We start from the raw sequence: 14,136 nt of genomic DNA on the forward strand, positions 1-14,136 counted from the left end.
CGGCCGGAAGGCGAGAACCGCACATGCGCGTGCTGACCATCATCCCCACGTACAACGAGATCGAGTCGCTGCCGCTGACCCTCGGCCGACTCCGTGACGCCGTCCCGGAGTCCGACGTTCTCGTGGTGGACGACGCCTCCCCGGACGGCACCGGCGACTGGGCCGACACCCGCGCCGCCGAGGACCCCTCCGTGCACGTGCTGCACCGCACCACCAAGGACGGCCTGGGCGGCGCCTACATCGCCGGGTTCCGCTGGGGCCTGGAGCGCGGCTACGACGTCCTGGTCGAGATGGACGCGGACGGCTCGCACCAGCCCGAGCAGCTGCCGCGCCTGCTGGAGGCCGTCCGCACCGCGGACCTGGTGATCGGCTCGCGCCGCGTGCCGGGCGGCAAGATGGTGAACTGGCCGACCTCCCGCAAGATGATCTCGTGGGCCGGGTCCCTGTACCCGCGGATCATGCTCGGCCTCAACCTGACGGACATCACGGCGGGCTACCGCGCCTACCGGGCCGACACGCTCCGTGCGATCGACCTCGACGCGATCGAGTCCAAGGGCTACGGGTTCCAGGTGGACATGACCTTCCGCACGGCCCGGCTCGGCAAGCGGATCGTCGAGGTCCCGATCACGTTCGTGGAGCGTGAGCTCGGCGAGTCCAAGATGAGCGGCGGCATCATCGGCGAGGCCGTGGTCAACGTGACCCGCTGGGGCCTGGCCGCGCGCTGGGAGGGCCTGCGCGCCCGCCTCGGACTCTGAGGCGCACAGCCCCCGAACGACGACGGGGCCGGATCCATGGCGGATCCGGCCCCGTCGTGCATGGGGGAGCGGCGGGTCAGGCGTTGACGTCCTCGCCGCGGCTGGCGCGCAGCTTGTTGAGCTGGATCTTGTAGGTCTCCTCCAGCTCCTCGAGGCTGCGGCGCTCGCGCAGCATGTCCCAGTGGGTGCGCACGGGCTTGCCCTCGGTCTCAGCCGGCTTCTCGCCGCTGACGAGGAACGCCTCCTTGCCGGTCTTCGAGGTCCAGGTGGCCGGCACGTCTGCCTCCACGGAGAAGGTCACGAACACCTGCTCGCCGTCCTCCGTGCGGTACTCCACCCGCTGCCGGGCGGCGGGCTCGACGCCGGCCTCGGACTCCAGGGACTGCGCGCCCAGGCGCATGCCCCGCAGGCTGCGATCGCTCACGTTTCCTCCTCGTCAGGCCGCGCCGAGGCCCGCGCGGGGGCGCGGGCCGATCGAGGCGCGGCGGGTCGTCCTCACTGATGGAACCATTCAGTGTCCCACAGCATTCCCGTCCGCCTCGCCGGCCGGGCGGGTGCCGGGGGTGCGGCCGGCCGACGGGTCGGGCTCGATCTCCTGCGGGGTGGCCAGGGCCTCGTCGAGCGAGGTCTGCGGCATGTCCTCCGCCGTCACCGCGCCGGCGGTCATCGCGTCCATGACGCCGCTGGCGCGCAGGGCGTCCGCGGTGGTGGGCCGGGACCCACGCGGCCGCCGCGCGCGCTCCGGGGTGACGCCGGCGTGCTCGGCTCCCGACTCGCCCGCGCGGTCCCCGGAGTCCCGACGCCGGGGTGCGTGCTCCGGGGTGGGGCGGTCGCCGTCGCCGGGGGCGAACGCCTCACCGAGGCCCTGCAGGGCGCGGGTGAGCTCGGCGGGGACCACGAACATGGTGGTGGCCTGGCCGTCGGCGATCTTGGGCAGGGACTGCAGGTACTGGTAGGCCAGGACCTCGGAGTCGGCGCCGCCGGAGTGGATGGCGTCGAAGACCACCTCGATCGCCTCGGCCTCGGCGTTGGCGCGCAGCACGCGGGCCTGAGCCTCGCCCTCGGCGGAGAGGATCTGGGACTGGCGCTCGCCCTCGGCCGTGAGGATGGCGGCCTGCTTCGTGCCCTCGGCGGTGAGGATGGCGGCGCGGCGGTCGCGCTCGGCGCGCATCTGCTTCTCCATCGAGTCCTGGATGGACATGGGCGGGTCGATGGCCTTGAGCTCCACCCGCGAGACCCGCAGGCCCCAGCGCGTGGTGGCGTCGTCCAGCACGCCGCGCAGCTGGGAGTTGATGGAGTCGCGAGAGGTCAGGGCCTCCTCGAGGTTCATGCCGCCCACGACGTTGCGCAGGGTGGTGGTGGTGAGCTGCTCCACCGCGTGGATGTAGTTGGCGATCTCATAGGTCGCGGCCTTGGCGTCCGTGACCTGGAAGTAGACGACCGTGTCGATGGAGACGACGAGGTTGTCCTCGGTGATCACCGGCTGGGGCGGGAAGGAGACGACCTGCTCGCGCATGTCCACCATCGGGAGCATGCGGTCCACGAACGGGATGATCAGGGTCAGCCCGGCGCCGGCCGTGCGGTTGTACTTGCCGAGGCGTTCGATGTTGGCCGTCCGCGCCTGCGGGATGATCTTGACCGAGGAGGCCACGATCACCGCCGCGAGGACGGCGAGGACGACGAGGACGATGAGGGTTTCCATCGGGGTCCCTTCTTCTGGGGTCGGTGCGGTCGGTGCGGTCGGTGCGGTCGGTGCGGTCGGAACGAGGACGTGGGGCGGCTCAGGCGCCGTCCGCCTCCCAGTCGATGCGGGGGAGCGGGCGGACCACCAGGGTGGCCCCGTCGATGCGCAGGACGGTCACCTCGTCGCCGGGGGCGACGTCGGGCGCCCCGGGCTCGACGCGGGCGGACCAGGTGTCGCCGTCGACGGCGAGCGTGCCGGCGTCGCCGGTGATCGCGCCCTGGGCCGCGACGCGGCGCCCCGGGAGCGTGTCCAGGTAGGAGGCGCCGGCGCCGGTGTCCTTGCGCAGGTGGCGCAGCGCGACGGGGCGCACGGCGGCGAGCATCAGCAGGGCGACGGCGGCGAACGCCGCGAGCTGGAGCGCCAGCGGGCCGCCCACGAGCGCGACCACGCCCGCCGCGCCGGCCCCGGCGGCGATCATCAGGAAGACGAGGTCCAGGGTCAGCAGCTCGACGCCGGCCAGGCCGGCGGCCAGCACCAGCCACAGCCAGCCCGCGTTCGCCTCGATCCACTCCATGCGTGCGCTCCCCTCCGTGTCGGGTGCGCGGACGGGTCTGCCGCGCGTCGACGTGTGATCCCCATCCTGCCCTACGCAGTGGCGTTGGACACAGCGTGTCCCCAGGCGGTCCTGGAAGTCGGGAGCTACCGCCCGGTAATGTGAGCTGCATGACATCTTCACCCGTCGCGGTCTCGCCCCTGCTCCAGCCGATCACCCTGGGCCCCCTCACGCTGCCCAACCGGGTGGTCATGGCCTCGATGCACATGGGACTGGAGGATCGGCACGACGACCTGCCGCAGCTGGCGGCGTTCTACGCGGAGCGGGCACGCGGCGGCGTCGGACTCATCGTCACCGGCGGCCTGGGCGTCGTCCCCGAGGGCACGGTGACGCTGGGCGGGGGGATGCTCGCCAGCGAGGAGGACGCGCGCGCCCATCGCGTCGTCACGGACGCCGTCCACGCCGCCGGGGGCAGGATCCTCGCCCAGCTGCTGCACGCGGGACGCTACGCCCCCAGCCCCGACCTGGTCTCGGCCTCCGCGGTGCGAGCGCCGATCTCGCGGCACACGCCCCGGGAGATGACGGCCGCGGACATCGAGCGGACCGTGAACGCGTTCGCACGCGCGGCCACGTTGGCCCTGGAGGCCGGATACGACGGCGTGGAGATCATGGCCTCGGAGGGCTACCTCCTCAACCAGTTCCTCGCCCCGGCGACGAACCGACGCGCGGACGAGTACGGGGGCGACGCCGAGCGCCGACGCCGGTTCCCGGTCGCGGTGGTCGCGGCCGTGCGCGAGGCGCTGGGGGAGCGCGGCGTGCTCTCGGTGCGCACCTCGGCGGCGGACCTCGTCCCCGACGGGCAGACGCGCGCGGAGATCGCGGACACCGCCCGGGCCTTCGAGGCCGCCGGAGCGGACGTCCTGATGACCGGCATCGGGTGGCACGAGTCGCGTGTGCCGACCATCGTGACCTCCGTGCCGCGCGCCGCGTTCCTGGCCGCCTCGGCTGACCTGACCGCCGCCGTCGACATCCCCGTGATCGCCTCCAACCGGCTGACCACCCCCGCCGAGGCGGAGGAGGCGCTGACGTCCGGGGCCGCCGCGCTCGTCGGGCTGGCCCGGCCCCTGCTGGCGGACCCCGACTGGATGGCCGCGATCGGCGACCCGCGCGCTCGGACCCTGACCCCGTGCATCGCCTGCAACCAGGCCTGCCTCGACCACGTGTTCACCGGGGCCAAGGTCTCGTGCCTGATGAACCCCCGCGCCGGGCGGGAGACGGAGCCGGAGTACGCCGCGCCCGTCCCGGTGGCCCTCGGCCGCCGGCGCCGGATCGCCGTGGTCGGTGCCGGGCCGGCGGGCCTGACGGCCGCGGAGCGTGCGGCCCGGTTCGGGCACGAGGTCACCCTGTTCGACCGGCACGCCGAGCCCGGCGGCCAGTTCCGGCTCGCCCGGCGCATCCCCGGCAAGGAGGAGTTCGGTCCCGCGCTGGAGCACCTGGCGGCCCGCGCGGCGGCGTCCGGGGTGACGCTCGTGACCGGGGAGGAGGTATCCGCACAGACACTCCTGACCGACGACGGGCGGCCGGGTTACGACGAGGTGCTCCTCACCACCGGCGTGCGGCCCCGGCCCGTCGATCTGCCCGGGACGGGGGAGCCGGGCGCGCCCGCCGTCCATGCCTATGACGACGTGGTCCTGGGGCACGTCGACGTCGGCCCGCGCGTCGCGGTGATCGGCGCCGGCGGCGTGGGCGTGGATGTCGCCGAGGCCCTGGCGGCCGGCACGGAACGGCCGGACGGGACACCCGAGACGCAGGAGCACTGGCGGGCCCGCTGGGGCGTGGCACTGACCTCTCAGACGCCGGGCCAGCTGGCGAAGCCGGCCGCGGCCGACCCCGGACGCGAGGTCCACCTGCTCCAGCGCAGCCCCGGACCGATCGGCGTGCGACTGCGCCCCACCACCGGCTGGGTGCACCGCGCCGAGCTGCGGCGGCACGGGGTCCACCTGCACTCCGGTGTGACCTACGAGGGCCTCGGCCCCGACGGCCTGCGCGTGACCGCGCCGTCCCCGGAGGACCCCGAGGCCCGCGTGGCGCTGACCCTGGACGTGACGGACGTCGTCGTGTGCGCCGGGCAGGAGTCCGAGACGGATCTCGTCGAGGACCTGGTGGCTGCGGGCTACGCGCCGGAGGCGGTGCGCCTGATCGGTGGCGCGGCCGAAGCCCGCGAGCTCGACGCCTACCGGGCCATGGACCACGCCGTGCGGGCCGTGCAGGGCTGAGCCGCGCCGCCGGCCGGCGGGCCCTCCCGGGCGGACGACGTCGGGGCTACGGTCGGGGCATGGCTCTCATCTACACCGCACGCCTGGACCCGGACAAGCCCGAATGGATCCGCCGCCGCCTCGTGGCGCACGGACTGCCCGAGGACGTGACCGCCGAGAAGGTCGGCTCGTACCGGTTCGACGATCCCACCGGCGAGATCGGCGTCGAGTCGATGCTCGTGCGCGTGGGGGACCGGCTCTACCAGACTGCGTTCGCCTACCGAGGCGACGCACCCGCCGAGGGGGACGTCGTGGCCGAGGTGGAGCACTCCGTCCTGGGACACCGCTGGGTCGTGGACGCCGCCACCGACCCGGACGCGCGCCGTATCCTCGCGGCCGCCGTGCGCGGCGAGATCCCGCAGGCCCGGCTCGAGATGCATGACGAGTCCGGGACCTACCTCGAGACGCGCGCCCCGGATCTCACCCTCCGCGTGATCGGCGCCGATGCGACGGGGGAGCTCGAGGTGCCGGTCGAGCTGTCGGAGACGGGCGAGGCGGACGTCGACGGCCCGCGGTGCCTCATCGCCGAGGGAGACGGTGTGCGGGCCGTCGTCGCGCGTCTTACCTGAGGGGCGGTCCGCGCGGTCAGAGGCCGCGCGGACCCCAGGACCGCAGCCGGCGATGGCTGGTGAGCGACATGTACAGCGCGATGCACCAGCCGAGGACGGTCCACCCGGTGAGCAGGTTCACCCAGAACACCGCCCACACGTTGGAACGGCCACGGACGGCGGCGACGGCCCATGGAGCCAGGTAGCCCGCCGTGGCGATGGCCAGGACGACGGCGATCGTCGCGTGCAGGGGGCGGTCGCGCTGGTCGGTCATGATCGTCATGGGTCCAGGCTACGCGCGAGACCCGCCGCGGAGGGCGCCCTGTCCACCGTTCCGCAGTGCGCCGATAATGTACATTATGTCAACTAGTCCGTTCTTGGCCTCCCCTTCGGACGGCCGCTTGCACGGCACGCGTCACATCGGGACCTGGCCCAGGAGCACGCGCCGGCCGGCACCGACACCGCGTACCGGCGATTCACTCCCCCGGGTCTGCAGACAGCCGGTCCAGAAACGGCAGGACGGCCGCCACCGCCGTCCGGCTCTCGTGCCAGAGCCCGTGTCGCAACCGGGAATGGACGGCCTGCTGACTGATCCCGAGTTCGGCCGCCGCCTCTCGCTGACTGGCGCCGGCTTCGACCAGCCGTCCCGCCGTGTGCTGATCATCGGACCGGCGCCGTTCCACCGTGGCGACCAGCTGCAGGGTGGCCTCCGCACAGCGCAGATCAGCCTCTCGGCCGGCATCCGAGGCGCGGTCCGCGCGACCTCCGCCCGGCAGCACGAGTCGGCCCGGTGCCCGCCGGGCCCGCCGCCGCTCGGCTGTTGTCAGGTACGACAATGATGAGTCCTTGTCGAGGGCGTCCTCGGGATCCAACAGCACCGCCCAGGACCCGGTCCGCACGGCCCACAGCGCCAAGCCGACCGCGGCCGCCATGCCGTCGACGACGACGGCCAGCTCACCGTCGTGCAGCGCCGCATCGGTGTCCGGGTCGGATTCGTCGACATGCCACGCCGCCGCGGTCACAACCGCGTCCGGGCGGGGATCGTCGAGCAGCGCGGCTGCCAGACGCCGCGCGTCGTCAGCCGTGGCGGCGGTCGGTCGGATGGGCACCAGATGCACGGACACCATACGGAGAGCCTACCTCTGACAAAGGATGGCTCTTGTCGTTGGTCCCGACCGCCAAGCCGCCCCCGGTCGGACGCTCCGTCCGGACCTCTCGGTGGGCCAGACTGGATGCATGACGTCCTCCCCCACCGCCCGTCGTGCCGCGCCCGCCGAGCATCGCGCCCCGCGCGGCGCCCTGCCGGCGCTTGCCGTCGACCTCCTGCTCACCCTCCTCTTCGTGGCTCTGGGTCAGGGGCAGCACTCCACGGAGCGCGGCCCGCTGGGTCTGCTGGTCACGGCGGCGCCGTTCCTGGCGGGCCTCCTCCTCATGACCGGGGTGACCGCCGGACACCGGACGTGGGCCCGCGCGTGGCCCCACGGCGTGATCGTCTGGCTGGGGACCGTGGCGGTCGGCATGGTCCTGCGCGTGGCCTTCGGTCTCGGTGGTGCACCGGTGTCCTTCGTGCTCGTGGCACTCGGGGTGCTGGGCGTCCTGCTTCTGGGCCGCCGGGCCGTGACCGCCTGGCTGGTGCGCCGCACCCGGAGGTGAGGGCCCGGCGCGCAGCTAGGATCGTCGGGGACACCGGACCCACAGCATCGAGGAAATGAGGACCGCCCGTGGTCACCGCCATCGTCTTGATCAAGACCGACAAATCCAGTATCCCGGAGACCGCCGAGACCCTCGCCGCGCTCGAGGGGGTCGGGTCGGTCTACTCCGTGACCGGCGCGTGGGACCTGGTGGCGATGGTCAAGGTGCGCCGCTACGAGGACCTCGCCGACGTGATCGCCGACCACCTCTCCAAGGTCGACGGGATCCAGGACACCGAGACCATGCTGGCCTTCCGGACCTACTCGTCCGAGGACCTCGGCGAGGGATGGGCGCTCGGCTTCGACTCCTGAGCGTCCTCTCGACGACGGCCCCACCTCGGCGGTGAGGGCCCGTCGTCGCACCATCAGGACCGGGAGAAGGCGACCCAGCGGTCCAGGACGTCACGCGCGGCGCCGGAGTCGATCGACTCGGCGGCCCGCGTCATGTTGGCCGCCAGTCGCTCCATCAGCGGCGCGTCCGCGTCGCGGTCCCAGGCCGTCAGGCCCGCGGCCGCGTTGAGGAGGACGGCGTCGCGGATCGGACCCTTCTCCCCCGCCAGCAGAGCGCGGACGAGGGTCGCATTGTAGGCGCCGTCCCGCCCGGCCAGGGCCTGGACGGGGGCCAGGTCGATGCCCAGCTCCCGGGGATCGAGCTCGTGGGTGCGCACACCGTCCCGGACCTCCATGACGGTCGACGGCCCCGACGTCGTGATCTTGTCCCGGCCGTCCGCCCCGCGGAAGACGAAGCCGCGCACCCCTCGGTCCGCGAGCACCTGGGCGAGCAGCGGGACCATGGCCTCACTCGAGCAGCCCAGGGCCTGGGCGGTGACCTGGGCCGGATTGCTCAGGGGGCCGAGGAAGTTGAACACGGTGGGCACGCCGAGCTGCTTGCGCACCGGGGCCACATACTTCATGGACGGGTGGTAGTTCTGGGCGAAGAGGAACGTGATGCCCACGGCCTCGGCGCACTCCTCGGCCTTCCGGGCCGGCATGGACAGGTCCACGCCGAGGGCCTCGATCACGTCGGCCGCGCCGGCGGTGGACGAGGCGCCGCGGTTCCCGTGCTTGACGATCCGCGCGCCCGCACCGGCGGCCACGAGCGAGGACATGGTGGAGAGGTTCACGGTGCCCAGGCGGTCGCCGCCCGTGCCCACGACGTCGAGGGTCTCCCCCGGCACGTGCACCGGGTTCGCCGCCTGGACCATCGCCTCGGTCAGGCCGCGCAGCTCCGGCACCGTCACCCCCTTGGCGGCCAGGGCGAGGAGGAATCCGCCCACCTGCCCCTCGGTGGCGTCGCCGGCCATCATCTCCCCCATGGCCCACGCGGCGACGTCGTCGCTGAGGTCCTCACCGAGGGTGAGGGCGCGGAAGACCTCCGGCCAGGAGGTCCCAAGGACTGCTGCGGTGTTCTCGGGGGTGCTCACGCACTGAGCCTAGCGGCCCGGCCGCACCCGGCACCGCGCCATGTCATGCGCCGCCCGCCGTGAACCTGGACATCCCCTGGACGCCAGCCCCCGACTGTCACTGAAACCCCCCGGCGGTGCTGACGACCTGTCCTGCGACACGGTAGGTTCGATTTACCGCCCGGGCGGTGTTTGGGGCCATAATGGCTGGGTGACCACAGCTAACCCCACTCTCCATCAGCCCACCACGGGGCTCCCGAGCCGGCCGAACATGGTGCAGGTCGGGACCATGGTGTGGCTTGCCAGCGAGCTCATGTTCTTCGGTGGGCTCTTCGCCATGTACTTCACCCTGCGCTCCACGTCTCCGGAGCTCTGGGCCGAGCACACCGCGATACTCAACGTCCCGCTCGCCGCGGTGAACACGACGATCCTGGTGCTCTCCTCCGTCACCGCCCAGTTCGGCGTCCTCGCCGCCGAGCGCCTTCAGCCCCGCCGCACCGGCGGCTTCCTACAGTTCGGGAAGTGGGGCATGGTCGAGTGGTTCATCCTGACCTTCATCATGGGCTCGATCTTCGTGGCGGTGCAGTCCTACGAGTACGCGGTTCTCGTCTCCGAGGGTGTGACCGTCGCGGCGAACGCGTACGGCTCGGCGTTCTACATCACCACCGGCTTCCACGCCATCCACGTGACCGGCGGCCTCATCGCGTTCCTCTTCATCATCGGCCGCGCCTACATGGCCCGCCGCTTCGGCCACCACGAGGCAACGTCGGCGATCGTCGTGTCCTACTACTGGCACTTCGTGGACGTCGTCTGGATCGCCCTGTTCTTCATCGTCTACTTCCTGAAGTAAGACGACCCCCCACTCACCGCACCGACTTCAGGCCCGGGCCGGCAGCATGAGCGGCCCGCCCCGGAAGAGAACGATAGGAAACCCCCGTGAAGGCACTTTCGCAGAACCGACGCCATCCCCTGATGGGGCTGGCGCTCCTCCTGCTGGGACTCCTGGTGACCGGCGGACTGTACTCCGTCGCGAGCACCGTGAACCAGGCGCAGGCGGCCACGCAGGTCACCGCGGCCGCCTCGGCTGATGACATCTCCGAGGGCGAGAAGCTCTTCAACGCGAACTGCGCCTCGTGCCACGGCACGGGTGCCGCGGGGGGTCCCTCCGGCCCGTCCCTGATCGGTGTCGGCGCCGCCTCCGTCGACTTCCAGGTGGGCACCGGCCGCATGCCGATGCAGATGAACGGCCCGCAGGCCCAGGTCAAGCCGAACCAGTTCAACGACGAGCAGACGGCGCAGCTCGCCGCCTACGTCGCCTCGCTGGGCGCCGGCCCCGCCGTCCCCGAGGACGAGTACCTGGACGTGAACCACGAGGATGTGGACATCACCCGCGGCGGCGACCTGTTCCGCATCAACTGCGCCATGTGCCACAACGCGGCTGCGGCCGGCGGTGCGCTCACCCGCGGCAAGTACGCCCCCTCCCTGCAGGGCGTGGAGGAGAAGCACATCTACGAGGCCATGGAGACCGGCCCGCAGAACATGCCGGTGTTCTCCGACTCGAACATCAAGCCCGAGGACAAGCGCGACATCATCGCCTACCTGAAGACCATCGAGAACCAGGGCTCCCCCGGCGGCCTCGCCCTCGGCTCGCTCGGCCCCGTCTCCGAGGGCCTGTTCATCTGGACCGCGGGCCTGGCGCTGATCATCGGCTTCATGGTCTGGCTCACCAGCCGGTCCTCCTGATCCCGTCGGCGCAGGCGCGCCGACCACCCGTCATCGACATTCATCACTCGAGTAAAGGAAACAGGACATATGGGCGAGAAAGGCCTTGAAGGGACCGAGCGCCGCTCGGGTTCCCTCGAGCACGCCGGCGAGGACGCGCCCCGGTACGCGATCGACGACCCGGGCCTGCCTCCGCACCGTCCGCGTCTGGCCGATGAGGATCCGAAGGCTGCGAAGCGCGCCGAGCGTCAGGTCTCGGTCATGTTCCTCATCTCCATCGTGGGCACGGTGCTCTTCTTCATCGGCTATTTCGGCGTGGGGCAGATCGGCAACGGTGAGGCGTTCAGCAAGATCTACCTGCAGAACCTGCTGCTCGGCCTGGGCACCGCCCTCGCCATGTTCGGCATCGGCATCGGCGTGGTGCATTGGGCCAAGACCCTGATGCCGGACCACGAGACCGTCGAGGACCGTCATGAGATCCGCTCGGAGGACGACCGCGTGGCCGCCACCGGGATGATCTCCGAGATCCTGGACGAGTCGCAGATCAAGCGCCGCCCCCTGCTGCGCAACACCCTGATCGGCGCCGCCCTGCTGGCCCCCCTGCCGTTCATCGCCGTGTTCCGCGATCTGGACGACTCGGACAATTTCTCGGACCAGGAGGCTCACAACTTCGGCCCTGAGCGTCTGCGCCACACCATGTGGGCCGAGGGCGTGCGCCTCGTGCGCGACCCCACCGGCTCCCCCATCAAGGCCTCGGACGTCACGCTCGGCTCGGCCGTGCACGTCATCCCCGACGGCCTGAACGATCTGGGCCCCGACAAGCTCAACCAGAAGGCCAAGGCCGTCGTCCTGCTCATGCGCCTGGACCCCGCCAAGGTGAAGATCACCCCGGGTCGCGAGGACTGGAACGTGGACGGCATCTTCGCCTACTCCAAGGTCTGCACGCACGTGGGCTGCCCGATCGCCCTGTACGAGCAGCACACCCACCACCTGCTCTGCCCCTGCCACCAGTCGACCTTCGACCTGACGCAGGAGTGCAAGGTCATCTTCGGCCCGGCCAGCCACGCGCTGCCGCAGCTGCCGATCACCGTGGACGACGAGGGCTTCCTCGTGGCCCAGAGCGATTTCCATGAGCCCGTCGGGCCTGTCTACTGGGAGCGTGGCTGACACCTATGAGCACCACCGTGAATGAGTTCCAGCCGGCGACCTCGACCGGCCGCATCGCGAACTTCGTCGACACCCGCACGGGGATGTCGCCGATCGTGAAGTTCTTCGCCCGCAAGATCTTCCCGGACCACTGGACGTTCATGTTCGGCGAGGTCGCCCTGTACAGCTTCGTCATCCTGCTGCTGTCCGGCGCGTTCCTCACGTTCTTCTTCGACCCCTCCATGTCGGAGGTCGTCTACAACGGGGCCTATGCCCCGCTGCGCGGCATCGAGATGTCCGCGGCCTACGCTTCGACCCTCGACATCTCGTTCGACGTGCGCGGCGGTCTGTTCATGCGGCAGCTGCACCACTGGGCGGCGCTGATGTTCGTGGCGGCCATGTCCGTCCACATGCTGCGCGTGTTCTTCACCGGCGCGTTCCGTCGCCCGCGTGAGCTGAACTGGGTGGTCGGATGCTTCCTGCTGATGGCCGGCTGGGCCGCCGGCTTCACCGGCTACTCCCTGCCCGACGAGGTGCTCTCCGGCAACGGCCTGCGCATCATCGACGGCATCCTGAAGTCCCTGCCGCTGGTCGGCACGTACCTCTCCGCCTTCTTCTTCGGCGGCGAGTTCCCCGGCCACTCGGTCATCGGCCGCCTGTACGCCCTGCACATCATGATCGTGCCCGCGGCCATCCTGCTGCTCATCGGCATCCACCTGTTCATGGTCGTCGTGCACAAGCACACCCAGTACCCGGGCCCGGGCCGCACCGAGGACAACGTGGTCGGCTACCCGGTCGGCCCCGTGTACGCGGCCAAGGCCGGCGGCTTCTTCTTCATCGTGTTCGGTGTGCTCGCGCTCATCGCCTCCACGGTGACGATCAACGCCAACTGGAACTACGGCCCGTACGATCCGTCCCCGGTGCAGGCCGGCACCCAGCCCGACTGGTACATCGGCGTGTTCGACGGCGCCCTGCGCCTGATGCCCGGCATGATCGGCGACTACTCCTTCCTCTGGAACATCCCGATGCCGTGGGGCTCCTCGGTCTCGCTGCCCATGGGCGTCCTGATCCCGCTGATCCCGGTCGGCGTCCTGCTCGTCGGCATGTGCGCCTGGCCGTGGATCGAGCGGTGGATCACCAAGGACGACACCGAGCACCACCTGCTCGACCGTCCGCGCAACGCCCCGGCCCGCACGGGCATCGGCGTGGCCGCCGTCGTCTGGTACTGCGTCATGTGGGCGGCCGCGTCCTCGGACCTCATCGCCACCCACTTCCACCTGTCCCTGAACGACGTGCTGTACGTGCTGCGCGCGCTGTTCTTCCTCGGCCCGGTGATCGCCTTCATCGTGACCCGCCGCATCTGCCTGTCCTTGCAGCGCAAGGACCGTGAGCTGGTGCTCCACGGCCACGAGGCAGGCATCATCGAGATGTCCCCCGAGGGCGGCTTCCACGAGCGTCACCGCCAGCTCACCGACTACGAGCTGTATCGCCTGGTGGCCTTCGAGGATCGTCGCCCGGTGCCGGCCATCCCCGGCCGCGACGGCAAGGTGGGCATGCTGGAGAAGGCCCGTGCCGGCCTGAACCGCATGTTCTACCAGGAACGCGTCGCCCCGGTCTCCCGCGAGGAGCTGGTGGAGGCCCGCACCCACGGCCAGCACGGCCACGAGGAGCACCCCGTCGAGCTCGGACACGGCTCTGACGCTCCTCATCTGGAGCGCTGACCCCGGTCGGCTGATCCCCTGACGAGGGGCCCCGCGCACCACGGTGCGCGGGGCCCTTCGGCGTCCTGGGAGGCGGGCCGCCGCGGCCACCGAGGGAGAAGCCCGCCCAAGGCCGCAGCGGGCGTCACGAGGCGGTCCAGCGCCCCGCCCCCCGACTGCCGGGTCTCTGCGTCCTGCGCTGTGGGGTAGTCGTACGGCGGCCCCCTCGGGTGGGCCTGAAGCAATGGTGCGCCTCGCTGGTCGCGGCCGACCGGTTCTGGCACGGACTGGCGTGCGTCCGGTCCGCGACGGCGGATGCTGGGCGGACGCAGGTGGCCTTCTACGGGGGCATCCCGAGAGACGGCAGGAGACGGGCACCGTCGATGGTCTGGGTCCTCAAGCGGCTTTTCCTCCCACGCGGGCTCAAGAAGGTGAGCCGGTGCCCTGCCATGGGGTGGGTGCTGCGACATCCGTTCATCCTCGGAGGGAGGTTGTAAGCGGCCATGAAAAGCTGCCCATAGGTGGCCAGGGAATGACCCGCTGACGGCCATGAGGACTGCCCAGTGATGGCCACGGGAACTGCCCGGTGCTGGCCATCTGGTTTGCCCGCGTTGCTCGT

General features: G+C 71.4%; 15 protein-coding genes. 9 read left to right on the top strand and 6 right to left on the bottom strand.

Annotated elements, in window-relative coordinates; genetic code table 11:
- The first annotated feature begins 23 nt into the window (after positions 1–23).
- Positions 24–755 (top strand): polyprenol monophosphomannose synthase, encoded by a 732-nt coding sequence (locus J1M37_RS09225; protein WP_141842883.1) that lies wholly within the window; start codon positions 24–26, stop codon positions 753–755.
- Positions 756–831: 76 nt separating this feature from the next.
- Here the strand turns inward: J1M37_RS09225 and J1M37_RS09230 are convergent, their stop codons facing one another.
- The 3 genes from J1M37_RS09230 to J1M37_RS09240 form a co-directional block, all read right to left on the bottom strand.
- Positions 832–1,179: an RNA polymerase-binding protein RbpA gene (locus J1M37_RS09230; RefSeq protein ID WP_141842881.1), complete on the bottom strand. Its 348-nt coding sequence runs from the start codon at positions 1,177–1,179 to the stop codon at positions 832–834.
- Between the two features lie 87 nt (positions 1,180–1,266).
- Positions 1,267–2,457: an SPFH domain-containing protein gene (locus J1M37_RS09235; RefSeq protein ID WP_141842879.1), complete on the bottom strand. Its 1,191-nt coding sequence runs from the start codon at positions 2,455–2,457 to the stop codon at positions 1,267–1,269.
- Between the two features lie 79 nt (positions 2,458–2,536).
- Positions 2,537–3,013 (bottom strand): NfeD family protein, encoded by a 477-nt coding sequence (locus tag J1M37_RS09240; RefSeq protein ID WP_061867282.1) that lies wholly within the window; start codon positions 3,011–3,013, stop codon positions 2,537–2,539.
- A gap of 149 nt (positions 3,014–3,162) precedes the next feature.
- Between J1M37_RS09240 and J1M37_RS09245 the strand changes: the two genes are divergently transcribed.
- Together J1M37_RS09245 and J1M37_RS09250 are read left to right on the top strand one after the other, a co-directional pair.
- Positions 3,163–5,268 (top strand): NADPH-dependent 2,4-dienoyl-CoA reductase, encoded by a 2,106-nt coding sequence (locus J1M37_RS09245; protein ID WP_206452471.1) that lies wholly within the window; start codon positions 3,163–3,165, stop codon positions 5,266–5,268.
- 59 nt (positions 5,269–5,327) lie between these two features.
- Entirely contained in the window at positions 5,328–5,876 is a 549-nt protein-coding gene (locus tag J1M37_RS09250) for a maltokinase N-terminal cap-like domain-containing protein (protein ID WP_049147365.1), read from the top strand.
- A 16-nt stretch (positions 5,877–5,892) separates the two neighbouring features.
- Here J1M37_RS09250 and J1M37_RS09255 read toward each other — a convergent pair whose 3' ends face one another.
- Together J1M37_RS09255 and J1M37_RS09260 are read right to left on the bottom strand one after the other, a co-directional pair.
- Positions 5,893–6,138: a superinfection immunity protein gene (locus tag J1M37_RS09255; protein ID WP_002854519.1), complete on the bottom strand. Its 246-nt coding sequence runs from the start codon at positions 6,136–6,138 to the stop codon at positions 5,893–5,895.
- Positions 6,139–6,331: 193 nt separating this feature from the next.
- Positions 6,332–6,982, bottom strand: coding sequence for a hypothetical protein (locus tag J1M37_RS09260; RefSeq protein WP_206452472.1), 651 nt, complete (start codon positions 6,980–6,982; stop codon positions 6,332–6,334).
- 109 nt (positions 6,983–7,091) lie between these two features.
- Between J1M37_RS09260 and J1M37_RS09265 the strand changes: the two genes are divergently transcribed.
- Both J1M37_RS09265 and J1M37_RS09270 read left to right on the top strand, forming a co-directional pair.
- A complete protein-coding gene (locus tag J1M37_RS09265) occupies positions 7,092–7,508 on the top strand; it encodes a DUF3054 domain-containing protein (RefSeq protein ID WP_206452473.1) in 417 nt (138 codons plus the stop codon).
- Positions 7,509–7,576: 68 nt separating this feature from the next.
- The gene (locus J1M37_RS09270; RefSeq protein ID WP_002854527.1) at positions 7,577–7,858 is read left to right on the top strand and encodes an Lrp/AsnC family transcriptional regulator; all 282 of its coding nucleotides are present in this window, start codon (positions 7,577–7,579) and stop codon (positions 7,856–7,858) included.
- Positions 7,859–7,911: 53 nt separating this feature from the next.
- Here the strand turns inward: J1M37_RS09270 and trpD are convergent, their stop codons facing one another.
- Positions 7,912–8,970, bottom strand: a complete 1,059-nt coding sequence (gene trpD / locus J1M37_RS09275) for an anthranilate phosphoribosyltransferase (protein ID WP_002854528.1) — start codon at positions 8,968–8,970, stop codon at positions 7,912–7,914.
- 190 nt (positions 8,971–9,160) lie between these two features.
- On the opposite strand from trpD, the gene ctaE reads away from it, so the two are divergent.
- The 4 genes from ctaE (at position 9,161) to qcrB (ending at position 13,538) form a co-directional block, all read left to right on the top strand.
- On the top strand, positions 9,161–9,799 hold the full coding sequence (gene ctaE / locus J1M37_RS09280; protein WP_428842618.1) for an aa3-type cytochrome oxidase subunit III: 639 nt from the start codon (positions 9,161–9,163) through the stop codon (positions 9,797–9,799).
- An 86-nt stretch (positions 9,800–9,885) separates the two neighbouring features.
- Positions 9,886–10,692 carry a cytochrome bc1 complex diheme cytochrome c subunit gene (qcrC, locus tag J1M37_RS09285; RefSeq protein WP_036315101.1) on the top strand — a complete coding sequence of 269 codons (807 nt, stop codon included), beginning with the start codon at positions 9,886–9,888 and terminating at the stop codon, positions 10,690–10,692.
- 69 nt (positions 10,693–10,761) lie between these two features.
- On the top strand, positions 10,762–11,838 hold the full coding sequence (gene qcrA, locus J1M37_RS09290) for a cytochrome bc1 complex Rieske iron-sulfur subunit (protein ID WP_158183780.1): 1,077 nt from the start codon (positions 10,762–10,764) through the stop codon (positions 11,836–11,838).
- Between the two features lie 5 nt (positions 11,839–11,843).
- Positions 11,844–13,538, top strand: a complete 1,695-nt coding sequence (gene qcrB, locus J1M37_RS09295; protein WP_206452474.1) for a cytochrome bc1 complex cytochrome b subunit — start codon at positions 11,844–11,846, stop codon at positions 13,536–13,538.
- Positions 13,539–14,136 lie beyond the last annotated feature (598 nt).

The organism is Micrococcus sp. KRD012 (genome assembly GCF_017168555.1).
In the GTDB taxonomy this organism is placed as follows: domain Bacteria; phylum Actinomycetota; class Actinomycetes; order Actinomycetales; family Micrococcaceae; genus Micrococcus; species Micrococcus luteus.

Coding starts and splice junctions, on each gene's coding strand:
- J1M37_RS09225 (WP_141842883.1), top strand. CDS start 24: ATGCGCGTGCTGACCATCATCCCCACGTACAACGAGATCGAGTCGCTG.
- J1M37_RS09235 (WP_141842879.1), bottom strand. CDS start 2,457: ATGGAAACCCTCATCGTCCTCGTCGTCCTCGCCGTCCTCGCGGCGGTG.
- J1M37_RS09240 (WP_061867282.1), bottom strand. CDS start 3,013: ATGGAGTGGATCGAGGCGAACGCGGGCTGGCTGTGGCTGGTGCTGGCC.
- J1M37_RS09245 (WP_206452471.1), top strand. CDS start 3,163: ATGACATCTTCACCCGTCGCGGTCTCGCCCCTGCTCCAGCCGATCACC.
- J1M37_RS09250 (WP_049147365.1), top strand. CDS start 5,328: ATGGCTCTCATCTACACCGCACGCCTGGACCCGGACAAGCCCGAATGG.
- J1M37_RS09255 (WP_002854519.1), bottom strand. CDS start 6,138: ATGACGATCATGACCGACCAGCGCGACCGCCCCCTGCACGCGACGATC.
- J1M37_RS09260 (WP_206452472.1), bottom strand. CDS start 6,982: ATGGTGTCCGTGCATCTGGTGCCCATCCGACCGACCGCCGCCACGGCT.
- J1M37_RS09265 (WP_206452473.1), top strand. CDS start 7,092: ATGACGTCCTCCCCCACCGCCCGTCGTGCCGCGCCCGCCGAGCATCGC.
- qcrA (WP_158183780.1), top strand. CDS start 10,762: ATGGGCGAGAAAGGCCTTGAAGGGACCGAGCGCCGCTCGGGTTCCCTC.
- qcrB (WP_206452474.1), top strand. CDS start 11,844: ATGAGCACCACCGTGAATGAGTTCCAGCCGGCGACCTCGACCGGCCGC.